The sequence below is a fragment of the Pedobacter sp. genome (genome assembly GCF_045627485.1).
GTDB lineage: Bacteria > Bacteroidota > Bacteroidia > Sphingobacteriales > Sphingobacteriaceae > Pedobacter.
Window position 1 is genome coordinate 30,925 of the sequence record NZ_JAZQNU010000019.1, and the last position, 22,065, is coordinate 52,989.

Consider the following 22,065-nt stretch of genomic DNA (forward strand, 5'->3'; position numbering starts at 1 on the left):
TTAACGGCTGAAGTTTAATCTTTTTCCAGTTTCGTTGGTTGTAAATTTACCTTTAGTATAAGCGAGGTTTCCAGAAACAATAGTGTGCGTAATTTCACTCTGGAAAGTTTGGCCTTCAAATGGCGACCAGCCACATTTATAAAACAGGTTGTTTTTAGTAACTGTAACAGGATCATTCAGGTTTACCAAGACCAAGTCTGCCCAATAGCCCTCGCGGATATATCCCCGTTTGTCGATGTTAAAACAATCGGCTACATTATGCGCGGTTTTTTCAACAATTTGAGTTAAGGATAACTTTTGCTGGTGGTACATTTCCAGTAATGCCGACAGCGCATGCTGCACCAAAGGTCCTCCTGAAGGAGCCTGTGCATAAGGCTGTTGTTTTTCTTCCAAGGTATGTGGCGCGTGATCGGTAGCTATCACATCAATATGTCCGTCGAGAACACCTTGCAAAATGGCAGCTTTATCAGCCGCCGTTTTCACTGCGGGGTTCCATTTAATCAAGTTTCCTTTTTTAGCGTAATCCTGATCGTCAAACCACAGATGATGTACGCAGGCTTCAGCAGTGATTCTTTTTTCTTTCAGTGGTATGGTATTGCTGAACAAACTTATTTCTTTTGCTGTGGAAATGTGCAGAATATGTAAACGCGTATTGTGCTTTTTTGCCAGCTCCACAGCCATGGAAGAGGATAGGTAACAAGCTTCGGCACTACGGATCAGCGGATGCATTTCTATAGTGAGGTTTTCCCCGTATTTTTCTTTATAAACTTTAAGGTTATGCTGAATGGTTGCTTCATCTTCACAATGGGTAGCAATTAACATCGGCGCTTCTTTGAAAATATTCTCCAGTACGATTTCATTATCCACCAACATATTGCCCGTTGAGGAGCCCATGAAGACTTTGATTCCGCACACCGTTTTGGGGTCTGTTTTTAATACTTCGTCGAGGTTGTTGTTGGAGGCCCCCATAAAAAATGAATAGTTGGCCAGTGACATTTCTGAGGCTATGGCATACTTATCAGCAAGCAGTTCCTGTGTTAAGGTGTTTGGAACGGTATTGGGCATTTCCATGTATGAAGTGATTCCTCCTGCAACAGCCGCCATACTTTCTGAGAAAATGTCGGCTTTATGTGTAAGGCCCGGTTCGCGAAAATGTACCTGGTCGTCAATCATTCCCGGCAAAAGATGTAAGCCTTCGGCATTGATCTCTGTAGCACCAGGGTAGTCGATGCTTCCAGCAATTTTTTCGATTAATCCGTCTTTAATCAATACATCAGCAACAAAGATTTGACCTTCGTTAACTAATGTAGCCGCTTTTATCAATAAGGTATCCATGCCCCCAAATCTATAAAAATGTAATTAGGCATCCTATAAATAAACGTATATTTGCAAAATGCCCAAAAAATTCGAAGAGTTTAATCTTAACCGACAAATTTTAAATGCCGTTGAGGATGCGGGGTTTACGTTCGCAACACCTATTCAGGAAAAAGCTATAGCCCCAGTATTATCCGGTCAGGATATATGTGGTATAGCTGAGACAGGTACCGGCAAAACTGCCGCCTATGTTTTACCGATGCTAATGCAGTTGAAATACGCACAGGGCGAAGCTGCGAGGGCTTTAATCCTTGCGCCAACCCGTGAACTTGCCATGCAGATTGCCGAACATGTTCAAATGTTCTCAAAATATACTGACCTGAGATCTGCCGTTATTTATGGTGGCCTAGGCCCTAAATCCCAGATTGCTAAACTTAAAGAGGGTGTGGATTTAATTATTGCCACCCCAGGCAGGTTTCTTGATCTTTACCTTGCCGGACACATTAACACCCAATACATTAAGTTTTTAGTGCTCGATGAGGCAGATAAAATGATGGATATGGGGTTTATTGGTTCCATTCACCGGATTCTGGAAGTAGTGCCCCGCAGGCGCCAAAATCTGTTATTTTCTGCTACCATGAGTGATTTGGTACAAAAGATAGCAGGTGATTTCCTGAAACACCCTACTATTATTGAAGCTTCGCAACAGGCTACCCCTGCAGCCACCGTTACACAATCTTTATATGAGGTGCCTAATTTTAAAACTAAGATTAACCTGTTGCAAAACCTGTTGAAAAATGATGAAGAAGTAAAAAGACTGATTATTTTCTGCAAGACAAAAACAGTAGCGGATAACATAGCCAGCTTTATCGAACGCAGGTTCGGTGCAGAAGCCGTAAGGGTAATCCATGCAAATAAAGGACAAAACACCCGGATTAACTCCATTAATAGTTTCAAAGAAGGTAATGTGCGGGTATTGGTGGCAACTGATGTTGCATCTCGCGGTATCGATGTTTCTGAAGTGAGTCATGTAATCAACTTTGATGTTCCAATTATCATTGAAGACTATGTACACCGTATTGGCCGTACAGGCCGGGCATACAGCTCCGGTATTGCCATCACTTTTTGCACGGAAGCTGAGAAATATTACATCAAGAAGATAGAAAAGTTAATCAGACAGACGATTCCTGTTGTAGCTTTGCCAGCAGATGTATTTGTAGAAGAAACACCTTATGAGGAACGCCAACAGATAGCAAAGGAAATAGATCTGCAGAAAAGAAAAGACGATCCCACGTTTATGGGTGCTTTTCATGAGAAGAAGAAAGTCTATGCACCGGCACCTAAGAAAACTGATAAGACACCTTGGAAAAAGAAGAAGTTCAAAAAATAGAAAGGTTTAAATTTAGGGTAACACCGTTAAACCTTATTACAGCCATCTGTTTGGTGGCCTGTGGATTTTTTGTGCTTGAGGGATTTGAAGGCCAGGTAAATCGCAATTTTAACGATTTATTTTTTATGCTGTGTATATTGGCAGCTGTGGTTTCCTTTGTGTCAGATCTTATTTTCAGGAGGTCAATTCCTATATTAAAAAATTTATGGATCGTGGAAACTGCTCTTATTGTATTTACAGTAGTCATGATTCTTATTATAAAAACCCTAGTATTTTAAAACAAAAATGAAGAAAGCGGAGATAAAAATCACAGTAGAACTTGATGATAATAATGTTCCTGAAACCATGGTGTGGGAATCTACAGATTCGGTAACCAAGGAGCAGGTAGCTGTAAAATCCATGATGTTGGCCTTATGGGATCATAACTACAAAAACTCTTTACGTATTGATCTTTGGACGAAAGATATGCCAGTAGATGAGATGAAGAGGTTTTTTTATGAAACTTTACAAACCATGGGTGATAGCTTTTTAAAAGCTACAGGCGAAACCCTTATCGTAGAAGATCTTCGCGATTATTGTGCGCATTTTGCTGATAAAATGGACATTAAACAACAATAACAAGTGTTGATAAGTGTAAGAAATCAAGGAATTGCCGGGGCGGCGGTTATGGCTATCGGTGGATTTTGTCCATTGTTGCGTGTACCGGTGATGGGTAATTGGAACTATTTCGATGTCGATCTCAGGCTGGCTTCTGCTTTTTATATTTTGGTATTAATTGGATTTATTGGAGCGTTCCTTCAAAAGCCGGCATTGCTAAAGTTTACAGGTTGGGCAGCATTGTTCCTGGTTGCCTTAAGTTTAGCGGGGATTTATTTTAAGGTACACGATACATTTCATTTTATCCGATTTAAGAAGTTGATTTCGCTGGCTGCCGGTACCGTTAAATACAAATGGGGTTGGTATGTTATTGTTGCGGGGGCACTTTTGCTTATCGCTGTGCCTAAACCCAAGGTAATTAAAGAAGTTTAATACATGCATCTGATCTACCAGGTTAAATACCTTATAAAAAAGGAGCTGCTGTTGGAATGGCGTTCAAAATATGCCTTAAATGGGGTTCTGCTGTATGTAGTATCTACCATTTTTGTATGTTTTCTTTCCCTGATCAGCGTTAATCCGATTACATGGAATGCCTTGTTCTGGATTATTATGTTATTTGCTTCCATCAATGCAGTATCGAAAAGTTTCTTACAGGAAAGTAAGGGCAGGCAGCTTTATATCTATACCATTGCCAGTCCGCTAGCGCTTATCATTTCAAAGACAATTTACAACGTGTTGTTGATGATGTTGTTAACGGTTATTGCTTTGTGCTTTTACATGTTAGTATTTGATTATGTTCCTGAAGACCTCGGGTTGTATATCGTAGCCACCCTCTTGGGAAGCATAAGCTTTTCTACCATTTTTACCATGGTGTCGGCCATTTCCTCCAAAGCTGGGAACGGTGGTATGCTCATGGCTATATTGAGCTTTCCTGTTATTATTCCCGTATTAATTATCTTGATTAAATTAACCAAGAATGCTATTGATGGGTTAGATCGCAGTGTAAGTTTAGACGAAATCGGCTTGTTGCTGGTTGTAAATGTGCTGGTGATGGCGGTTTCTTTGTTGTTATTTCCCTACTTATGGCGGGATTAGTAAATATGTTTACCTTTGAAAGATTAAAACTATATATAAATGTATAAGTCCTGGTGGAAGATTTTAGGTGCAGTATTGGTTGTTTTCACAACGATATTTGGCTTTTTAGGCGATGTGCCCATGTTGCCAATATTGTATGAAAGTATTAGAAATCTGTATTTTCATGTACCCATGTGGTTTAGCATGATTGTTTTATTTAGTGTATCTGTATTCCACAGTATTAAATATTTGAGTTCCGGTCATGCAGACAATGATATTAAGGCTGTTGAAAGTGTGAATACGGGAATTATATTCGGTATTCTGGGGATTGTAACCGGAGCAATCTGGGCAAAATTTACCTGGGGACAAGCATGGAGTTTTGATGTGAAGCAAAACTTTGCTGCCATCGCTTTGCTGCTTTATTTTGCATACCTGGTATTGCGTAACGCCATTGACGAAGAACAAAAAAGAGCAAAAATTTCTGCTATTTATAACATTTTTGCCTTTCCAATGATGGTAGTGCTGTTATTTGTGTTACCCAGATTATCTGATTCATTACATCCAGGAAACGGCGGTAATCCTGGCTTCAATTCTTATGACCTCGATTCACGTATGCGGATGATCTTTTATCCTGCATGTATAGGTTGGATTCTGGTGGGCTACTGGATTTATACACTCCTTTATCGTACGCGTATATTGGAACAAAAACGCAACAACAGTCTTTAAAGCTTGAAATTAACTGTATTTGTAACATGCAGTTCTAAATAGATATAATTTGGTGAAATCATCAGAAGCGAATGTTTTAATAATCCAGAACATCGCTTGTATTTGATTCATTACCTATAAAAACACATAAAGAATGAAAACAATGACGACAACGGTAATCTTGTTAATGATTACTTTGCAAGTATTCGCACAAAATGAAGTTTCTACAGTAACCGAAACCTTTTATTCTTCCGGAAAAATATATGTTGTGGTGGCTTGTGTACTGGTAATCTTACTTGGTTTGCTTTTGTTCCTATTTACTGTAGACAGGAGATTAAAAAAGTTAGAAAAAAATTCTACTGCTAAAAACTAATTTAAAACACGGTTTACCGTGTTTTTCTGGTTAATTTACATTGGTGTTTTGGATACACTAAGGGATTCCAGAGTTGCAATAATCGTTTTTTTTAATGCAATTTTGCAGCATAAAAAAACGAATTAACTTAATTCATAAAAAACTCATAATGTTGAATACCGCAATCGAGACTAATTTTTTTACAGATGTTTGTAAAAATTTTGACAGTGCCGCGCAATTTACCTCTCACCCTGAAGGGTTGCTTACACAAATAAAAGCTTGTAACAGTGTGTATCGTTTTCAATTCCCGATCCGTAGAGGAAATGGTTTTGAAGTGATTCATGCATGGCGTGTAGAGCATTCTCACCACATGAGTCCTACCAAAGGTGGTATCCGCTACAGTGAGATGGTTAATGAAGATGAAGTAATGGCTTTAGCCGCTTTAATGACCTACAAATGTGCAATCGTTAATGTACCGTTTGGAGGCGCTAAAGGAGGGATACAGATTAATCCTAAGAATTATACCACTGGAGAGCTGGAAACCATTACCCGTCGTTACACTACTGAACTCATTAAAAAGAATTTTATTGGTCCTGGTATTGATGTTCCGGCGCCTGATTATGGTTCTGGTGAGCGTGAAATGAGTTGGATTGCCGATACGTATATGACTATGAATCCGGGTCAGCTGGATGCTCTTGGTTGTGTAACTGGAAAACCAATTGCTTTACATGGTATCCGTGGTCGTAAAGAAGCCACTGGTCGTGGTGTAGCTTATGCTATAAGAGAATGCGTGAATGTAGCAGAAGATATGCATAAATTAGGCTTAACTGCTGGTTTAGGCGACAAAAGAATTATCGTTCAGGGCTTGGGTAATGTAGGTTACCACTCTGCAAAATATTTAACAGAATTTGGTGCAACGATTGTTGGTCTTTGTGAATATGAAGGTGCCATCTATAATGCTGACGGATTAAATATCGACGAAGTGTTTACTCACCGTAAACTAACAGGATCTATTTTAGGTTTTCCAGGTGCTGTAGAATTTAAAAATTCCATGGAAGGGTTAGCGCAACCATGTGATATATTGGTGCCTGCTGCTTTGGAAAATCAGATTACTGAAGATAACGTTAGAAGCATACAAGCTAAAATTATTGCTGAAGGTGCCAATGGACCGACAACTCCGGAAGCAGAAGAAATCTTTACACAGATGGGTGGCATAATCATTCCAGATATGTACTGTAATGCTGGCGGGGTAACGGTGTCGTACTTTGAATGGTTGAAAAACCTTTCTCACGTGGCATTTGGCCGTATGGAAAATCGTTATGCGGAGAATTCCAACGCTAATCTTATTAACACGCTTGAATCTTTAACTGGAAAAAGTATTCCAGCGGAGCACCGCTCGATGTTAGTTAAAGGGGCTTCAGAGTTAGAATTGGTTAATTCCGGACTTGAAGATACCATGATCCATTCTTACCATGAAATCAGAGAGGTGTTAATGACAAAACCAGCTACACAAACGCTAAGAACTGCTGCTTTTGTAGGTTCCATCGATAAAATTGCCGTTTCTTATATGAACCTTGGTATTTGGCCATAAGCCTGATCTCCTTAAATATAAACCTCAGCATTGGCTGGGGTTTTTTTATGTAATATTATTTCTGAGTTATCTATTTGTCAGAGAACTATCAATAAATTGTCAACATGTGTATTAACATCCACCGAAAAGTGTTTAGGTAGGTATATTTTTTATCTTTGTTGTCATTCTTCTAATAGGTAACAAATGAGAAAAAGTGCAATTATAGGATTAATTACTATCGCTATTAGCGTGGGCGTACTGTTTAGTCTAAACGCTGACACCAGTAGCTATTCATCGTTTAAAGAGGCTGCCAAAGAATCTCGTGAATTTCACGTCATGGGGTATTGGGAAAAGGAAAAAGGCATGTATTACGATGCACAAAAAGATGCCAACCATTTCGCTTTTCATATGAGAGATGAAAAAGGCGATGTAAACAAAGTAGTTTACATTGGTGCTAAACCGCAGGATTTCGAAAGATCTGAAAAACTGGTTCTTATTGGAGAAATGAAAAATGATACTTTCTACGCTACTAAAATATTGATGAAATGCCCTTCAAAATATAACGACAACCTGGTGGAAGTAAACCAGGATGGCACCGTTGACGAACAAGAAGGACAGGCAAAACAATACAACTAACTTATTTAATGGATATACAATTTGTTGGAGAGAACCTCCTCCCCGGTAAGATCGGACAGTTTCTTATTGTCCTGGCTTTTGCTTCCGCTCTTTTATCTACTATCTCTTATTTTTTTGCAACAGGTAAACAACCTGAAGTGGAAAAATCCTGGCAACGAATTGGCAGGATCTCCTTTTTTGTCAATATAGGTAGTGTTATAGGTATTGGTATTACTTTGTTTTACCTGATTTTAGGCCACTATAACGAATACTCTTATGTTTATTGGCACTCATCTAAGGCTTTACCAGTTTACTATATCGTTTCGGCATTCTGGGAAGGACAAGAAGGTAGTTTCTGGCTATGGGCATTCTGGCAAGGTTTACTTGGCGGATTATTAATCTGGAAAGCTAAATCTTGGGAAAGTGGTGTAATGACCGTTGTAGCATTTTCGCAGTTATTTTTGAGCTCTATGCTTTTAGGTGTGGAGATTTTCGGCATGCGTATAGGCAGTACGCCATTCATCCTGTTAAGAGAAGCGTCTGACCTTAGGGCGATGGCCCCAGCAGTTTTTGCCGATCCTGAAAACTTTAAAAACTACCTGAAATTTATAACTGACGGACGCGGGTTGAATCCATTACTTCAAAATTACTGGATGGTTATTCACCCGCCAACATTATTCCTGGGTTTCGCCAGTATGGTTGTGCCTTTTGCTTATGCCGTAACAGGTTTATGGTTAAGGAAATATAAAGAATGGGTTAAACCGGCTATGCCTTGGGCATTGTTTGCTGTGATGATTCTGGGTGCCGGTATTATTATGGGCTCTTTCTGGGCATATGAAGCACTGAATTTTGGTGGCTTCTGGGCGTGGGATCCGGTTGAAAATGCATCTATCATTCCTTGGTTGATGTTAATTGGTGGTATTCATGTCATGATCGCTTTTAAAAATACAGGTCATGCATTCTTTACTGCATATGTTTTAGTGGTATTAAGTTTCGTATTGGTGTTGTATGCGTCTTTCTTAACCAGAAGCGGTATTCTTGGAGATACTTCAGTTCACTCGTTTACCGATTTGGGTATGTTTGGACACCTTATTTTATATAATGTTGTATTTCTGACCATACCAACTGTGTTACTAATCTGGAGGTGGAAAGAACTTCCAATTACCACTAAGGATGAAGAAACGTATTCAAGAGAGTTCTGGATGTTTATTGGTGCACTTGTAGTTACGGTTGCCTGTATACAGGTTATTTTCTCTACTTCGGTACCAGTATTTAATGCTGCATTTGGGACAAACTTTGCCCCACCAATTGATGCCATCAAATATTATAACCAGTGGCAGGCTCCTTTTGCCATTCTGGTAACCATGATTTCTGGTTTTTCACAATTCCTGAAATATAAGAGAACAGATTCACGTAAATTTTATAGCAGCCTGATTGCGTCCTTATTGGTATCAGTTGTTGTAACAGGTTTGTTTGTATGGGTTACAGACGTGTACACTAATTTGATGTACATCCTGCTTTCTTTTAGTTGTATTTTCGCTGTTTTATCCAATGCACGTGTAGTTACACAAGGATTGGGTGGTCGCAGTAAATTAGTAGGTGCTGCAGTAGCACACATTGGTTTTGCCATGTTATTATTAGGTGCACTTGTTGCAGCGGCAACAAGCAATCCTGTGTCTATTAATGAAACTAACTTTATTCCTGTAAAGGACTTTGAAAAGGTTGAAAAACCAGGTCAGAATATCGTGCTTTACCGCAATGAACCAAAAACAATGGGGCGTTACACCGTTACCTATGTTAGTGATACCACCATTGCACCGAACACCTATTATAAGCTAAATTTCAAAGTAATAGATGAAAAAACGGGTAAAGTAAAGGAAGACTTTGATTTAAATCCACACGTTCAGGTGAACGAAAAAATGGGTTTAATTGCTTCTCCTGATACTAAACATTACTTTACAAGGGATATTTATACCCACATTACCAGTGCTCCAGATAAAGCCGAAGAACATGGCGATCATGAAGGACATACCGAAGAAGAGAATTATAAAGCGCCAAGAATCCTAAACGTAAGCGTGGGTGATACTATTCATACCGCAAGTGGGATAATAACGGTGAAATCACTTAACTCTAAGCCTGTAGTGAAAGATCTAAAGCTTGATCCAAAAGATATTGCTGTAGGTATGCCATTAGAAGTGGATTTAAACGGTAGAATCTATAAAGCAGAACCTTTATTTCTAGTTAAGGGAAATAATACGTTCGACTTTGCAAGGAATATTGATGATTTAGGTTTACGCTTAAGGTTTACCAAAATTATTCCTGAAGAGAATAAAATGGAACTACAGGTATACGAAAAACCACAACAAGCAAAAGACTGGGTAGTATTTAAATCAATTGAATTCCCTTTCATTAACTTATATTGGTTAGGTACCATTGTGATGGTAATCGGGTTCTGTATTGCTATTGTAAGAAGAAAGAAAGAGTTGAGCCCGCGTAAGTAATACCAGTTGGTTTCTGTTAGGCTAACGATTAATATATGAAAGTAGTTTGTCTCGGTTCCGGAAATGTAGCAACACACCTGGCTTGCGCTATTAAAGCCACTGGGGCCAACATTATACAAGTTTACAGTAAAACACTGGCCAATGCACGCGCATTGGCCAGTGTTTTAAATAGCCAGGCTATTGATCACCTGGAGCAGCTTAACCGCGAAGCAGATCTTTACATCGTTAGCATTAATGACGACGCCATTGAATCTGTTGTACGACAGTTAAAGGGATTAAAGGGGATGGTAGTCCATACTGCCGGTGCAACTTCCTTATCGGTATTTGAAGAGCTTGGTATTAATCGCTACGGTGTGCTTTATCCATTGCAGACTTTTTCTAAAAGCCGTCCGGTGGATTTTTCGACAATTCCACTTTGCCTGGAAGCAGGTTCAAAAGACGATCTCCAAACGCTGCAACAGGTTGCGGTTAAATTAAGTACCCTTGTGTATGAGGTAAACAGTGAAGACCGCAAGTTACTTCACCTTGCCGCTGTGTTTGCCTGCAATTTTACAAACCATTTATACCACCTGAGCGCAAGTTTACTAGAACGTAAAGGATTGAATTTCGATATTTTAAAGCCGTTGATTCTGGAAACAGCGGCTAAAGTGCAAAACGCAATGCCTTACGAAGTTCAAACTGGTCCGGCAAGGAGGGGAGATGAAGCCACCATGGAAAGACATCTCGCAATGATACAGGAGAACCCCATGTTAACCGATATTTACGAAACATTAAGCAAAAGCATTAAAAAAACATATCTATAACACAATTGCCATTTTTGCTGCTTATTTTTGACAACAAATTATGAGTATTTATAAATTAAGAATAAACTTCGAAGAAAAAGGTAAAGAACCCGTGGAACTTCCAATCGCAGGCGGGGAATCTGTACTTGACGCTTGCCTTGATCATGGCATTGAATTGCAGCATAACTGCGGAGGTGTTTGCGGTTGCAGTACCTGTCATGTCTACGTAACTAAAGGGATGGAAAACATCCAGGAAATTTCAGACAAAGAAGAGGATTTTATTGACCGTGCCGTTCGTCCGAGAATTACTTCTCGTTTAGGGTGTCAATGTGTGATTATTGATGGCGACATCGAAGTTACTATCCCAGATCAATCAGAATTTTTAGGCCACTAATTAAGAATAAAAAAATATGCAAGACAAGTTTGCCCTGCCAATTTATTGGAATGACCATGAGGATATCGCTCAGGAGCTTTATGAAAAGTTTGGTGATGAATTTAATGAGGCCAAAATCTACCGGATCAGGTTTACAGAATTATTAGAGTGGGTATTAGAATTACCAAATTTCAAAGGTACCCGCGAGGAAAGTAGTGAAGGTCACCTGGAGCAAATCCAGTCTGCCTGGGTTTACGAGTGGCGCGATAACCAGGATTAATTAGTATGTTTCTGCAAAAACTCAAAGCAATAACCACCTTCATATTTGATGTGGATGGTGTTTTAACAAACGGTAATATTCTCGCGTCCGAAAGCGGTGAGTTTTTGCGTTCCTTTAATATTAAAGATGGTTATGCACTGCAGCTGGCCGTAAAAAAGGGCTACCAGGTCTGTATCATTTCAGGCGGTAGTGGCGAGGGTATGCGCCGTCGCTTTGCGGGTTTAGGCATTGAAAATGCTTACCTGGGCGTCTCTGATAAAGTAAAAGTATTTGAAGAATACCTCCTGCAAAACGGGATTAACCGTGAACAGGTGTTATACATGGGTGATGATATTCCCGACTATAAAGTGATGAAATTGGTTGGCTTACCGACCTGTCCGGCGGATGCCGTGGAGGAGATCAAAGCCATTTCTACCTATATATCACCGCTTCCCGGTGGTAAATGCGCTGCGCGCGATGTGATTGAAAAAGTGCTTAAAATTCAAGGCCGCTGGTTCGATGAGAACCCTGACGCCAGCGACGCTGCGAAGTAGCATTTAAATCATGTAACGCTTACGTTACAAAATACGCTTAAACCTTTCCTGCTGTTGCCCCCTCTAATCCATAACACACACATAGAACATAACATATGAAAAAGTTAGTAATGGTTTGCGGATTGGCACTTGGTGTATTCACCATGGCTAACGCACAGACAGAAAATCGCAAAATGATATCCCCTGAAGATAGGGCGAAAAAACAAACAGAAAAATTAGCAGCAGACCTTAAGCTTTCTGAAGCACAAAAAGCGAAAGTATTAGACATCTATACCGCGCAGGCTAAAGAACAGCAAGAACAAAGAATCGCTGCTAGAAAAGCCCAAAAAGCTGAACGTGATAAACGTATAGCCCAGAGCGTAGAAAATGAGAAAAAATTGCAGTCTGTATTCACTCCTGACCAGCAAAAAGCATATGATACCATGAAAGCAGAACGTAAAGCTAAAATGGAAAAAAGACGTGCTGATTTCAAAGGTAAAGGTCATAGAGGTTTACATGACAGGCACCATGAAATGAAGAAAATGTAATTGTTAATTTTTGTTTTTTTTAGGAAATAGAAGCGGCTTAACGGCCGCTTTTATTATTTTAGCACAAATTTAATTTATGTATACGCAGAGTCTACCCATCATCCTTGCTTCCAAATCTCCACGCCGCCAGGAATTATTAGCCTTAATGGATCTTGATTTCAGGGTAGTGTTAAAGGAGGTAGACGAAAGTTATCCTGAAGGACTAAGCCCTGCAGAAATAGCCGTATACATTGCAGAGAAAAAGGCGAATGCCTTTCTGGAAGACCGCGAAGACAGCATCGTCATTACAGCGGATACCATTGTGGCATACGACAATGAGATTCTAGGAAAACCAGAAAATGCGGTACATGCCCTGGAAATGCTCAGCAAACTGTCTGGCAGCCGCCACGAAGTTTATACCGGCGTTTCCCTGCTTTATGCAGAACAGTTGTTGTCTTTTTACGATGTCACCGAGGTATATTTTAAAACCCTAACACAAGAACAAATTCAATACTATATCGATCACTACAACCCGTTTGATAAAGCGGGTGCCTATGGCGTACAAGATTGGATCGGTATGGTTGCGGTAGAGCGGATACAAGGTTCCTATACCAATGTGATGGGACTACCAACAGAAAAATTATACTCGGCCTTATCGGCGATTTAATTGGTGTTCCTGCAATAAACTATATAATACACCCATCTTCAGGTCGTAAGTAGACAGCCGAAGTTCCGGTATTGCAAAAGTTTTTAACACATAATCGGTAAGCAGCGCTGCTATCACAATTAAATCCACCCTTAAAGGGATCAGGTTTTTTATTTTTGCCCTTTGCGCATGGGTAGAAGCCACTAGCTGTGTAGAGAGTCGATTATAACCTTCCATGGATAGGGGAGCCCAGGCCAGGGATTTCAGGTCTAGGTCTTTTTGCAGCAGCACGGCGAATGTCTCAAAAGCACCCGCAGAACCTACTAATACTTTCGGCTGGTGTATCTGGCAGGCTTCTTTTAGTTCATTTACCTGCTGGTCTACATGATGTATGATCGCTGATTGATCGGCCTCATTGATAGGGTCCGATTTAAAAAAAGCCTGTAATAAGCGCGCAGCACCAAGGTCATAACTCTTTTTCCACAACAGATCTTTCGTATTACATAGAATAAACTCCGTGCTTCCTCCGCCAATATCCATAATTAGGGTGGTGTCTGTAATGACACCAGTGGCCTGTACGCCTTTAAAAATAAAGTCTGCTTCTGCATCGCCACTAATCACTTCAATATCAATTCCAGTTTGTTCTTTAACGGCCTGCACAAATGCGGGTCCGTTGCTGGCATTACGTACCGCCGAGGTAGCTGTGGCTTTCACAACCTGCACCTGTTGTTCTTTTAAGGTTTCACTAAACCCAATTAAAGCCTGAAGCCCTCTTTCGAAGGCTTCAGGAATAATGATGTTTTCGTTTAACCGGCCTTCGCCAAGCTTCACCGGTACATTTGTTTTATAGGTGATGTCGACTTCCCCATTGGAGAAATCTGCTATAATTAAATGGAACGTGTTTGTTCCGATGTCGATAACACCTGCTTTCATTTGCGCTTAATTTTTATAAGTAAACCATTTCATCATTTCTCTGAAATTGGTTTTCTTGCCATACATTAATATACCAACGCGGTATATGCGCGATGCTACCCAAACCGTGCCAATAAATCCAATGATCAGTAGTGCCATCGACAAAGCCAGCTGCCAATCCGGAACGCCATAAGGTAAACGCACCATCATGGCAATAGGAGAGGTAAAGGGGATCATAGAAAGCCAAAAAGCCATAGAACCATAGGGATCGTTAGTCACCACACTTAAGGACAAGACGTATCCTAAAAGCAGCGGCATCATCACCGGGAACATAAACTGCTGGGTCTCGGTTTCGCTGTCTACCGCAGAGCCAATGGCCGCATACAAGGCACTATAGAATAAATAGCCACCCAAAAAGAAAAAGATAAATACCGTTACGATTTTAGCCACATTGAGGTTGGCTACGCTCTTTTGGATATTGGCAAAAGTATCATCACTTGCGGTATTTATTTGCTGTGTGTTCACCATTCCATTAGGCACGCTGCTGGATGCTGCGGTTGCTTCTTTCAGGGTGTCTTTGTCTACAAATACCTTCATCACCAGCGTAGATATGCTGGCGGTTAATACAATCCATAGTAAAAACTGCGTAAGGCCCACCAGGGCGATACCAATGATTTTACCCATCATCAGCTGGAAGGGTTTCACCGAGGAGATCATCACCTCAACAATACGGCTTGTTTTTTCTTCAATTACCCCACGCATCACCTGTATTCCATAAAGCATGATAAACATGAACATCAAAATACCGGCTACATAAGCAATAATGGTACTTGCACCCGCACTGGAGTCTTCTTCGGAACCCAGTTCATTGATCTTCTTCGTGTCAATGTCTACAGCCGTTTTTAACTTATCCAGGTCCTGCTGTGAAATTCCGGAAGCCTTTAACTTCTGGTTGCTGATCAGGTCTTCGATGTCATTAGCGATGTTGCTTGATAAGGTCAGTCCAGCCTGTTTGCTCCCCAGTACCTGAATGCCCTGTGGCTGGTTAAGTTCAAAAGGCGGAATATATAACAAGTAGTCGAAGCCAGATTTGTCTAACTCAGCTTTCATGTCTTTCAGCGGCTTATTCACATAGGTGTAAGTCCGGTTTTTGTTGTTGACCAGCTGTTCAGTGAGGTTAGCATTTTCGTTGATCACCGCAATGTTATTGTGTGAGCCGCTTACCCCTTTGTAGGAGAAGTAGAACATCATGCCATAAAAAATGGCGATAATCAATGGGGTGAGTAAAGTCATTACAATGAAGGACTTCTTTTTAACGCGCGACAGGTATTCTCTTTGTATAATAAGTAGTACTTTATTCATGGCTTAGTTTTTTTGTTTTACCTTTTCTATAAAAATGTCGTTCATGGTCGGTATCACCTCTTCGAGTCTGCTTACCGAAACGTAAGGCAATAAAGCACTTAACAGTTGGTTGGCACTTTGCTCAGGCTGCAACTGCACTTTAATCCTGGAGTTCCCTTTATAAATATCAGTTTCCAATACTTGAAAATCCGGTGCTACCTGTTGCAGGTCGTGCACGCCATGGTACTCCACCCAGAAGGTATTGTTGCGGTATTGCTCTTTAATATCGTCTACAGCGCCATCAAGGATCTTTTTAGAACGGTTAATCAATGCGATATTATCACATAACTCTTCAACAGACTCCATGTGGTGTGTAGAAAAAATAAAGGTGGCGCCTTTCTTATTCAGTTCCAGAATTTCATCTTTGATAATGGCGGCATTTACCGGGTCGAAGCCAGAAAAGGGTTCATCTAATATAATCAGCTCTGGCTCATGTAATACGGTAGCTACAAACTGTACCTTCTGTTGCATCCCTTTACTCAGGTCCTCCACTTTTTTGTTCCACCAGCTTCCCATCTCCAATTTCTCAAACCAGTGTTTTATGCGTTTGGTGGCTTCATGGGTCGTTAAACCTTTCAGTTTAGCGAGGTATAACACCTGTTCGCCAATTTCCATCTTTTTGTAGAGACCTCTTTCTTCTGGCAGGTAACCAATCTGGGCAATATGATCGGAGTTTAACCGCTTTCCGTTAAAAAGCACTTCGCCCTGGTCGGGGGCGGTAATCTGGGTAATGATCCTGATCAGTGAGGTTTTACCAGCACCATTTGGTCCCAGCAGACCAAAGATCTTTCCTTTTTCAATCGTGAGGCTCACATCATCCAATGCACGGTGGGAAGCATACTGTTTTACAATATTGTTTACTTGAAGCATCGTTGTTAATTAGTTTAGAAATTTGTAGTTACTTTTTATCCCGTTAAACGGTTTGGTTAACTATTAGTAACCAAAAGTGTTAAAACATTACAGAATTTCTAAATTTAATTGATGTATGTGAATAAAAATAATTTTAAAGCACTTTTGTCATGTCCTGCAGTTGCCTCGCGTTAATCAAAGCACTCTGCCCCCAGGTATTGTTAAAATACACATAAATTTGTTTTTTATTGGGATCCACCTGTTTAACAAAGTTCTCTAAATCTTCAATGGTATACAAGGATTTATACAGTACCGGTTTGCCATGAAAGCGGTAATATAGCATCTCCCCATTGTCGATCACGTCATCGGGCAGGGCCGATGGATAGCTGATGCCACTAAAGCTGACCTGGTGCATACGCAGCGCTTCAAATACGTCTGCCGTCCACCAGGAAAGGTGTCTGAATTCCACGACATTCTGAAACGAGGAATCCAGTTGATCTAATACCAGGGCCAGCCGTTCTTCGGTATACACAAAACTAGGAGGCATTTGAAATAATACAGCACCTAGTTTCTGCTGTAAACCTTCACGTATGGTACCGTAAAAATCGCTCACAAGACTGTCTACTTCGTTAAACTTTTTATAGTGGGTTATAAGCCTCGGGGCTTTAATAGTAAAGAGAAAGTCGTCGGGACTTTTATCATTCCAGGTGGTAAAGGTCTTTGGACCGGGCATTTTATAAAATGTGGAGTTTATTTCAATGGTGTTAAAATGCTGGCAGTAATATTCAAACCAGTTTTTTTGTGCTAAGCCAGCGGGGTAAAATATTTCTTTCCATTCCTTGTAGTAAAAACCTGAGCAACCTATTCTCCAATCCATGTAATTATATTTAGTTGCTTTATAACAAAAAAAGCCACCCGATTGGGTGGCTTTAATGGAAATTATTAATTATTATTCGAAATATTCTTTCATCTTCTCAAAGAAGCTCTTATCATTTTTACCTGGTTGAGGTTTAAAATTCGGAGAGTCCCTTAATTTTTCAAGTAACATTCTTTCCTCTACACTTAGCGCCTTAGGCGTCCAAATGTTCACATGGATAATCTCATCACCACGGTGGTAAGAATTGATTTCAGGTATACCTTTGCCTTTTAAACGTAACAGTTTACCACTTTGTGTACCTGCTTCAATTTTAATCTTAGCTTTACCATCAATGGTAGGTACTTCAGCACTGTAACCTAAAGCAGCATCAACAATACTTACATGTAAATCATACACAATGTTGTTACCCTCTCTTTTCAAGGTTTCATGAGGAATTTCCTCAATCAGAATGATCAAGTCTCCTGGTATACCACCGTTAGGTCCGGCATTACCTTTACCACTCATGCTTAACTGCATGCCATCGCTCACACCTGCAGGAATGTTTATTGTAATGGTTTCCTCACCGCGTACGGTACCTTCACCATGGCACGACGAACATTTGGCTGTAATCTGAGAACCAGTACCATTACAAGTAGGGCAGGTAGCAGTAGTTTGCATCTGTCCTAAAATAGTATTAGTTACCCTACGCACAGAACCCTGTCCGCCACAGGTGCTACAGGTGCTGATCGATGAACGATCTTTAGCGCCAGAACCGTCACAGGTTTTACAAACTACCTGTTTATTAACTTTTATTTTTTTCTCTGCACCGTTGGCAATCTCTTCCAGGGTTAGTTTAACCTTGATTCTAAGGTTAGAACCTTTAGCAACCCTGCGGCCGCCACGTTGCTGGCCGCCACCGCCACCAAAGAAACTATCAAAAGGGCTTCCGCCGCCACCACCAAAGATATCACCAAACTGGCTAAAGATATCTTCCATGTTCATGCCGCCACCGCCGTAACCGCCGCCGCCTGCTGCACCTCCAACACCGGCATGACCATAATGATCATAACGTTGTTTCTTTTCCGGATTACTTAAAACCTCGTATGCTTCAGCAGCTTCCTTAAATTTTTCTTCTGCGGTTTTGTCGTCAGGGTTTTTATCGGGGTGATATTTAATAGCAAGCTTACGGTAGGCCTTCTTTATGTCTTCAGCAGTTGAGGATTTACTAACCCCAAGTACATCATAATAATCTCTTTTGCTCATAATATTAACTACCCACTACCACTTTGGCAAAGCGAATTACTTTGTCATTTAACGTATAACCTTTCTCCAAAACATCAATCACTTTTCCTTTCAAATCTTCAGTTGGTGCTGGAATTTTAGTGATGGCTTCATGAAGGTCGGTATTAAATTCAGTGTTAATGCTATCCATTTCCTTTAATCCTTTTTGCGTCAGGATGCCTTTTAACTTAGAATATACCAGTTGTACACCCTCTTGTACTGCCGCAACATCCGTTGCCGTTTCATTTGCCTTGTTTGCACGATCGAAATCATCAAGCACCGTTAATAAAGAAACCAGTACATCTTTACCTGCAGTTTGTAATAACTCTACACGTTCTTTTTGTGTACGTCTTTTATAGTTGTCAAACTCCGCAAATAAGCGTAAGTATTTATCATTTAAAGCTGTATTTTCAAGACGCAATTTTTCTTCCTCTGAAAGCTCTTTTGGCACTTCAGGTAAGGCCGCTTCATCAGTATTTGAAATTGTCTCTTCGTTAGGCTGATCACCAATTCCCTGCTCTACAGCGGGGTTTCCTTCTAGCGGATTTTCGTTCTCGTTTTTCTTCTTCTTGCTAAACATGGTACAGTATAAGTTTTGTTGGTCAACTCAAAAGTGTTGCCAAGGGGTGATATCAGCCATGCTGTCAGTTTAAAATGAATCATACTGTACAGAATGGCTGAAATAGTTATTTTTGTCAGAAATTTTAGACGAAAGTAGCGTGTTCCAACACCTGTCCACCTTCACATTTGATAATCCTGGAAGGGAGGGTGCGGATAATATGATAATCATGAGTGGCCATTAAAACAGCGGTTCCACCCTGGCTGATTTGTTTTAGCAACATTACAATCTCTTCAGATGTATCAGGATCCAGGTTTCCAGTAGGCTCATCAGCAAGAATAATCTCAGGATTATTTAATAAAGCGCGGGCAATCACAATACGTTGCTGCTCGCCCCCGGAAAGTTCATGTGGCATCTTTTTGATCTTCGAGCGAAGACCCACTTTATCCAGTACATCTTTAATACGTTCCTGAATAAGGTTTTTGTCGGTCCAACCTGTCGACTTTAACACAAACTCCAGGTTTTTTTCAACCGTTCGGTCCGTTAACAACTGAAAGTCCTGGAAAACGATGCCCAGTTTCCTTCTTAAATATGGAACATCACGCTCAGATAGTTTTTTCAGGTCAAATCCAGCCACTATACCTTCACCGTTTCCGATTTTCAGGTCGCCGTAAATGATCTTTAATAAACTACTCTTTCCCGAACCGGTCTGTCCAATCAAGAATACAAACTCGCCTTTGTCGATGCTTAAGTTAACATCTGATAGAACCAGGTGTTTCTGCTGAAAAACATCAACATTATTTAACTTTATCACTGCGTTTCCTGTCATGCTTAAATATCTAGTTTTTTGATCTGTCCGAAAGGCAGATCTTTAATAATATCCATTATATAAGGTAATTTGTCGCCTAAACCTAATTTGTCTAAAGACTTATCCGGCCGGTCTACCCTGAAGTATGCGAGTAAGGTAAACTTCTCATCCCGTAACTGCACATAGTCTGGAATTTTGGCAATGCCTTTTACTTTAATAACATACATAACACCAAAAATAGTATTTCAAATTGATAATATAAGTATGAGGCTTCAGATCGAAGGATAAAAGCGTTTTGTTAGTCAATCAGATTGTTCAAAAATTCAATGGTATTGATGTTATCGGCATAGTCCCAAAGTTTCGGACTTTGGCTTTCGCCGAATCCGGCACAAGCTACATTAACATGTAAAGACGTTTGCGTAACCACGCATTGTATGTTATCTGCCCGTTCGTTAATGGCTTGTTCTACGCTTGCCAGGTCTGTATAGGTTTCATAATAGAGAACGGCCAGCGGAGAGGCGATCTGCTGGTCTTCCTTTAACAACAAAAAGCCATTGTCTAAATGTTTGTCACCGTTTACCAGATAAATAGACTTGTTATAGTCGTAGTTATTATTGTACTTAAAATGATTAAAAATTGGCTGAAAAGATTCAAGAGGCTCAAAAAAGTACTTGATATCAAAACCTTCAGGGATATAGATTTTTGAAACATTACGACAACCTAACCCGAAATAATCAAAAATGTCGTGGCCAAGCTTTTTAATCTCTTCAGGGGTTTCATTGCCAGTTAACACGGCTACACTATTGCGGTTTTTGCGGATAATGTTAGGCACATTGCCGAAATAATATTCAAAATACCTGGAGGTGTTGTTGCTTCCGGTGGCAATAATGGCATCAAAATCCTTTAAACGTTCTGTGTATACAATCCGGTCAGCAAATAGCGGCTCAATTTTAATCAATTCAGTTAACAATGCAGGTAACAGTTTATCGTCGGAAGAGGAGAATTTTATCAGTGCAATGTTGCCCGTAGCCAATACCGAGAGTATATCATGAAATCCCACCATTGGTATATTTCCTGCTAATATTAAACCTATTTTCTTCGGCTTGTCACTTACTTTGATGCCTTCAAACCATTTTTCGATGTCATTATCGTTCAACATGGCATGAAAAGCCGCCAACGAACGTTCTACTTCTTCGCGCGTAAACCAGGCATTATGGTTTGGAGCCGACAAAATTAAGTTGTTAAAATGCTCGTCTGGATGACCGAGAAATGCACTTAGTTTTTTGAAAGCAATTATTATTTTTTCTGCGTTTAGAATGGACATATTCAAACTAAAATTAAAGTATAAGTGTTATATTTGCATGCAAAGGTAAACTTAGCAATAGATATAGACGAAGACATGGCAATTAAAATAACAGACGAATGTATTAACTGCGGAGCATGTGAGCCGGAATGCCCTAATAACGCAATATATGATGCAGGCACTGCCTGGAGATTCTCTGATGGTACCAACTTAAATGGCATCATAGACTTCGGTGGCGCTCAGGTTGATGCAGAGGCAGCTCAGGATGCGATATCAGACGAGGTATATTATATCGTATCCGATAAATGTACCGAATGTAAAGGTTTTCATGATGAACCTCAATGTGCTGCGGTTTGCCCGGTAGATTGTTGTGTAGATGATGAAGACGTTCGGGAAACTGAAGAAGAATTATTAGCGAAAAAAGCCTGGTTACACCAGGAAGGTTAAAAGAATACCTTATATTTTGAAAGAGAAAGGCCGGTTCATTTCCTAATGTAACCGGCTTTCGTATTTTTAGATGTCAGCTTTATTGGGCACAATTAACACCGGACAGGCGGATTTACGTGCCACATGTTCAGCTACACTGCCCATCAGGAAGTGATACAAACCCGTACGTCCATAAGTTCCGATAACAATCAGGTTAGATCCCCATGCATCGCTTTGCTCAATAATTCCGTGCGCGGCACTGTCTACAACACTTAAATAGGTAGTTGGTATACCCAAGCCATATTTCTTTTCTATTTCTTGCAGCAATATATGGCTGTTTTCTTCACTATTGTCGTACGTTTCCAGAAAAACAGGCGCCAGCGTAAGGTCCGGATTAACGTTAAGTCGGAGGCCAAGCGGTTAGGAGGACAA

The 22,065-nt window shown here is 40.3% G+C and carries 28 protein-coding genes; 17 read left to right on the plus strand and 11 right to left on the minus strand.

Annotated features, from left to right (window positions below; genetic code table 11):
- A complete protein-coding gene (locus tag ACR2F3_RS01605; RefSeq protein ID WP_432708233.1) occupies positions 1–1,335 on the minus strand; it encodes a dihydroorotase in 1,335 nt (444 codons plus the stop codon).
- Between the two features lie 58 nt (positions 1,336–1,393).
- On the opposite strand from ACR2F3_RS01605, the gene ACR2F3_RS01610 reads away from it, so the two are divergent.
- From ACR2F3_RS01610 to ACR2F3_RS01685, 16 genes are all read left to right on the plus strand, one after another.
- The gene (locus ACR2F3_RS01610; protein WP_432708234.1) at positions 1,394–2,704 is read left to right on the plus strand and encodes a DEAD/DEAH box helicase; all 1,311 of its coding nucleotides are present in this window, start codon (positions 1,394–1,396) and stop codon (positions 2,702–2,704) included.
- Positions 2,677–2,982 carry a hypothetical protein gene (locus tag ACR2F3_RS01615; RefSeq protein WP_432708235.1) on the plus strand — a complete coding sequence of 102 codons (306 nt, stop codon included), beginning with the start codon at positions 2,677–2,679 and terminating at the stop codon, positions 2,980–2,982. The genes ACR2F3_RS01610 and ACR2F3_RS01615 overlap by 28 nt, the downstream gene beginning before the upstream one ends.
- A gap of 7 nt (positions 2,983–2,989) precedes the next feature.
- Positions 2,990–3,322: a gliding motility protein GldC gene (gene gldC, locus ACR2F3_RS01620; protein WP_432708236.1), complete on the plus strand. Its 333-nt coding sequence runs from the start codon at positions 2,990–2,992 to the stop codon at positions 3,320–3,322.
- A gap of 3 nt (positions 3,323–3,325) precedes the next feature.
- Positions 3,326–3,733: a hypothetical protein gene (locus ACR2F3_RS01625; RefSeq protein WP_432708237.1), complete on the plus strand. Its 408-nt coding sequence runs from the start codon at positions 3,326–3,328 to the stop codon at positions 3,731–3,733.
- A gap of 3 nt (positions 3,734–3,736) precedes the next feature.
- Positions 3,737–4,396 carry a heme exporter protein CcmB gene (locus ACR2F3_RS01630; RefSeq protein ID WP_432708238.1) on the plus strand — a complete coding sequence of 220 codons (660 nt, stop codon included), beginning with the start codon at positions 3,737–3,739 and terminating at the stop codon, positions 4,394–4,396.
- 39 nt (positions 4,397–4,435) lie between these two features.
- Complete coding sequence (ccsA, locus tag ACR2F3_RS01635; RefSeq protein WP_432708239.1) at positions 4,436–5,101, plus strand: cytochrome c biogenesis protein CcsA; 666 nt, start codon at positions 4,436–4,438, stop codon at positions 5,099–5,101.
- 133 nt (positions 5,102–5,234) lie between these two features.
- Entirely contained in the window at positions 5,235–5,453 is a 219-nt protein-coding gene (locus tag ACR2F3_RS01640; protein WP_432708240.1) for a CcmD family protein, read from the plus strand.
- Between the two features lie 148 nt (positions 5,454–5,601).
- The gene (locus ACR2F3_RS01645) at positions 5,602–7,023 is read left to right on the plus strand and encodes a Glu/Leu/Phe/Val family dehydrogenase (protein ID WP_432708241.1); all 1,422 of its coding nucleotides are present in this window, start codon (positions 5,602–5,604) and stop codon (positions 7,021–7,023) included.
- Between the two features lie 183 nt (positions 7,024–7,206).
- The gene (locus ACR2F3_RS01650) at positions 7,207–7,638 is read left to right on the plus strand and encodes a cytochrome c maturation protein CcmE (RefSeq protein ID WP_432708242.1); all 432 of its coding nucleotides are present in this window, start codon (positions 7,207–7,209) and stop codon (positions 7,636–7,638) included.
- 8 nt (positions 7,639–7,646) lie between these two features.
- On the plus strand, positions 7,647–10,118 hold the full coding sequence (gene ccsA / locus ACR2F3_RS01655; RefSeq protein WP_432708243.1) for a cytochrome c biogenesis protein CcsA: 2,472 nt from the start codon (positions 7,647–7,649) through the stop codon (positions 10,116–10,118).
- Positions 10,119–10,153: 35 nt separating this feature from the next.
- On the plus strand, positions 10,154–10,921 hold the full coding sequence (locus ACR2F3_RS01660) for a Rossmann-like and DUF2520 domain-containing protein (RefSeq protein ID WP_432708244.1): 768 nt from the start codon (positions 10,154–10,156) through the stop codon (positions 10,919–10,921).
- A gap of 40 nt (positions 10,922–10,961) precedes the next feature.
- Positions 10,962–11,294, plus strand: coding sequence for a 2Fe-2S iron-sulfur cluster-binding protein (locus ACR2F3_RS01665; protein WP_432708245.1), 333 nt, complete (start codon positions 10,962–10,964; stop codon positions 11,292–11,294).
- 16 nt (positions 11,295–11,310) lie between these two features.
- Positions 11,311–11,553, plus strand: coding sequence for a Fe-S cluster assembly protein IscX (gene iscX / locus ACR2F3_RS01670; RefSeq protein WP_432708246.1), 243 nt, complete (start codon positions 11,311–11,313; stop codon positions 11,551–11,553).
- 5 nt (positions 11,554–11,558) lie between these two features.
- Positions 11,559–12,086 (plus strand): KdsC family phosphatase, encoded by a 528-nt coding sequence (locus ACR2F3_RS01675; RefSeq protein ID WP_432708247.1) that lies wholly within the window; start codon positions 11,559–11,561, stop codon positions 12,084–12,086.
- Positions 12,087–12,181: 95 nt separating this feature from the next.
- Positions 12,182–12,613: a hypothetical protein gene (locus ACR2F3_RS01680; RefSeq protein ID WP_432708248.1), complete on the plus strand. Its 432-nt coding sequence runs from the start codon at positions 12,182–12,184 to the stop codon at positions 12,611–12,613.
- A gap of 76 nt (positions 12,614–12,689) precedes the next feature.
- Positions 12,690–13,259: a Maf family protein gene (locus tag ACR2F3_RS01685; protein ID WP_432708249.1), complete on the plus strand. Its 570-nt coding sequence runs from the start codon at positions 12,690–12,692 to the stop codon at positions 13,257–13,259.
- Here the strand turns inward: ACR2F3_RS01685 and ACR2F3_RS01690 are convergent.
- From ACR2F3_RS01690 to ACR2F3_RS01730, 9 genes are all read right to left on the minus strand, one after another.
- On the minus strand, positions 13,245–14,171 hold the full coding sequence (locus ACR2F3_RS01690; protein ID WP_432708250.1) for an exopolyphosphatase: 927 nt from the start codon (positions 14,169–14,171) through the stop codon (positions 13,245–13,247). The two genes, ACR2F3_RS01685 and ACR2F3_RS01690, sit on opposite strands and share 15 nt — an antisense overlap.
- 6 nt (positions 14,172–14,177) lie before the next feature.
- Positions 14,178–15,512 (minus strand): ABC transporter permease, encoded by a 1,335-nt coding sequence (locus ACR2F3_RS01695; RefSeq protein ID WP_432708251.1) that lies wholly within the window; start codon positions 15,510–15,512, stop codon positions 14,178–14,180.
- A 3-nt stretch (positions 15,513–15,515) separates the two neighbouring features.
- Entirely contained in the window at positions 15,516–16,421 is a 906-nt protein-coding gene (locus ACR2F3_RS01700; protein WP_432708252.1) for an ABC transporter ATP-binding protein, read from the minus strand.
- Between the two features lie 133 nt (positions 16,422–16,554).
- Positions 16,555–17,277 carry a DUF72 domain-containing protein gene (locus tag ACR2F3_RS01705; RefSeq protein ID WP_432708253.1) on the minus strand — a complete coding sequence of 241 codons (723 nt, stop codon included), beginning with the start codon at positions 17,275–17,277 and terminating at the stop codon, positions 16,555–16,557.
- A 72-nt stretch (positions 17,278–17,349) separates the two neighbouring features.
- A complete protein-coding gene (gene dnaJ / locus ACR2F3_RS01710) occupies positions 17,350–18,519 on the minus strand; it encodes a molecular chaperone DnaJ (RefSeq protein ID WP_432708254.1) in 1,170 nt (389 codons plus the stop codon).
- 4 nt (positions 18,520–18,523) lie between these two features.
- On the minus strand, positions 18,524–19,117 hold the full coding sequence (locus tag ACR2F3_RS01715; protein WP_432708255.1) for a nucleotide exchange factor GrpE: 594 nt from the start codon (positions 19,115–19,117) through the stop codon (positions 18,524–18,526).
- Between the two features lie 124 nt (positions 19,118–19,241).
- Positions 19,242–19,925: a cell division ATP-binding protein FtsE gene (locus ACR2F3_RS01720; protein WP_432708256.1), complete on the minus strand. Its 684-nt coding sequence runs from the start codon at positions 19,923–19,925 to the stop codon at positions 19,242–19,244.
- A gap of 2 nt (positions 19,926–19,927) precedes the next feature.
- Positions 19,928–20,131 (minus strand): fructose-6-phosphate aldolase, encoded by a 204-nt coding sequence (locus ACR2F3_RS01725; RefSeq protein ID WP_196860684.1) that lies wholly within the window; start codon positions 20,129–20,131, stop codon positions 19,928–19,930.
- A gap of 71 nt (positions 20,132–20,202) precedes the next feature.
- Entirely contained in the window at positions 20,203–21,228 is a 1,026-nt protein-coding gene (locus ACR2F3_RS01730) for an acyl-CoA reductase (RefSeq protein WP_432708257.1), read from the minus strand.
- Between the two features lie 75 nt (positions 21,229–21,303).
- Between ACR2F3_RS01730 and ACR2F3_RS01735 the strand changes: the two genes are divergently transcribed.
- Positions 21,304–21,654, plus strand: coding sequence for a 4Fe-4S dicluster domain-containing protein (locus tag ACR2F3_RS01735; RefSeq protein WP_432708258.1), 351 nt, complete (start codon positions 21,304–21,306; stop codon positions 21,652–21,654).
- 66 nt (positions 21,655–21,720) lie between these two features.
- On the opposite strand, the gene ACR2F3_RS01740 is transcribed toward ACR2F3_RS01735, so the two are convergent.
- The gene (locus ACR2F3_RS01740) at positions 21,721–22,014 is read right to left on the minus strand and encodes a universal stress protein (RefSeq protein WP_432708259.1); all 294 of its coding nucleotides are present in this window, start codon (positions 22,012–22,014) and stop codon (positions 21,721–21,723) included.
- Between the last annotated feature and the right edge of the window lie 51 nt (positions 22,015–22,065).

Excerpts from the sequence above, each read along its gene's own strand:
- ACR2F3_RS01605 (WP_432708233.1), bottom strand. The coding sequence starts at position 1,335 with ATGGATACCTTATTGATAAAAGCGGCTACATTAGTTAACGAAGGTCAA.
- dnaJ (WP_432708254.1), bottom strand. The coding sequence starts at position 18,519 with ATGAGCAAAAGAGATTATTATGATGTACTTGGGGTTAGTAAATCCTCA.
- ACR2F3_RS01645 (WP_432708241.1), top strand. The coding sequence starts at position 5,602 with ATGTTGAATACCGCAATCGAGACTAATTTTTTTACAGATGTTTGTAAA.
- ACR2F3_RS01700 (WP_432708252.1), bottom strand. The coding sequence starts at position 16,421 with ATGCTTCAAGTAAACAATATTGTAAAACAGTATGCTTCCCACCGTGCA.
- ACR2F3_RS01690 (WP_432708250.1), bottom strand. The coding sequence starts at position 14,171 with ATGAAAGCAGGTGTTATCGACATCGGAACAAACACGTTCCATTTAATT.
- ccsA (WP_432708239.1), top strand. The coding sequence starts at position 4,436 with ATGTATAAGTCCTGGTGGAAGATTTTAGGTGCAGTATTGGTTGTTTTC.
- ACR2F3_RS01715 (WP_432708255.1), bottom strand. The coding sequence starts at position 19,117 with ATGTTTAGCAAGAAGAAGAAAAACGAGAACGAAAATCCGCTAGAAGGA.
- ACR2F3_RS01725 (WP_196860684.1), bottom strand. The coding sequence starts at position 20,131 with ATGTATGTTATTAAAGTAAAAGGCATTGCCAAAATTCCAGACTATGTG.
- ACR2F3_RS01720 (WP_432708256.1), bottom strand. The coding sequence starts at position 19,925 with ATGACAGGAAACGCAGTGATAAAGTTAAATAATGTTGATGTTTTTCAG.
- ACR2F3_RS01660 (WP_432708244.1), top strand. The coding sequence starts at position 10,154 with ATGAAAGTAGTTTGTCTCGGTTCCGGAAATGTAGCAACACACCTGGCT.
- iscX (WP_432708246.1), top strand. The coding sequence starts at position 11,311 with ATGCAAGACAAGTTTGCCCTGCCAATTTATTGGAATGACCATGAGGAT.
- ACR2F3_RS01730 (WP_432708257.1), bottom strand. The coding sequence starts at position 21,228 with ATGTCCATTCTAAACGCAGAAAAAATAATAATTGCTTTCAAAAAACTA.
- ACR2F3_RS01640 (WP_432708240.1), top strand. The coding sequence starts at position 5,235 with ATGAAAACAATGACGACAACGGTAATCTTGTTAATGATTACTTTGCAA.
- ACR2F3_RS01610 (WP_432708234.1), top strand. The coding sequence starts at position 1,394 with ATGCCCAAAAAATTCGAAGAGTTTAATCTTAACCGACAAATTTTAAAT.
- ACR2F3_RS01735 (WP_432708258.1), top strand. The coding sequence starts at position 21,304 with ATGGCAATTAAAATAACAGACGAATGTATTAACTGCGGAGCATGTGAG.
- ACR2F3_RS01650 (WP_432708242.1), top strand. The coding sequence starts at position 7,207 with ATGAGAAAAAGTGCAATTATAGGATTAATTACTATCGCTATTAGCGTG.
- ACR2F3_RS01705 (WP_432708253.1), bottom strand. The coding sequence starts at position 17,277 with ATGGATTGGAGAATAGGTTGCTCAGGTTTTTACTACAAGGAATGGAAA.
- ccsA (WP_432708243.1), top strand. The coding sequence starts at position 7,647 with ATGGATATACAATTTGTTGGAGAGAACCTCCTCCCCGGTAAGATCGGA.
- ACR2F3_RS01665 (WP_432708245.1), top strand. The coding sequence starts at position 10,962 with ATGAGTATTTATAAATTAAGAATAAACTTCGAAGAAAAAGGTAAAGAA.
- ACR2F3_RS01630 (WP_432708238.1), top strand. The coding sequence starts at position 3,737 with ATGCATCTGATCTACCAGGTTAAATACCTTATAAAAAAGGAGCTGCTG.
- ACR2F3_RS01675 (WP_432708247.1), top strand. The coding sequence starts at position 11,559 with ATGTTTCTGCAAAAACTCAAAGCAATAACCACCTTCATATTTGATGTG.
- gldC (WP_432708236.1), top strand. The coding sequence starts at position 2,990 with ATGAAGAAAGCGGAGATAAAAATCACAGTAGAACTTGATGATAATAAT.
- ACR2F3_RS01695 (WP_432708251.1), bottom strand. The coding sequence starts at position 15,512 with ATGAATAAAGTACTACTTATTATACAAAGAGAATACCTGTCGCGCGTT.
- ACR2F3_RS01685 (WP_432708249.1), top strand. The coding sequence starts at position 12,690 with ATGTATACGCAGAGTCTACCCATCATCCTTGCTTCCAAATCTCCACGC.
- ACR2F3_RS01680 (WP_432708248.1), top strand. The coding sequence starts at position 12,182 with ATGAAAAAGTTAGTAATGGTTTGCGGATTGGCACTTGGTGTATTCACC.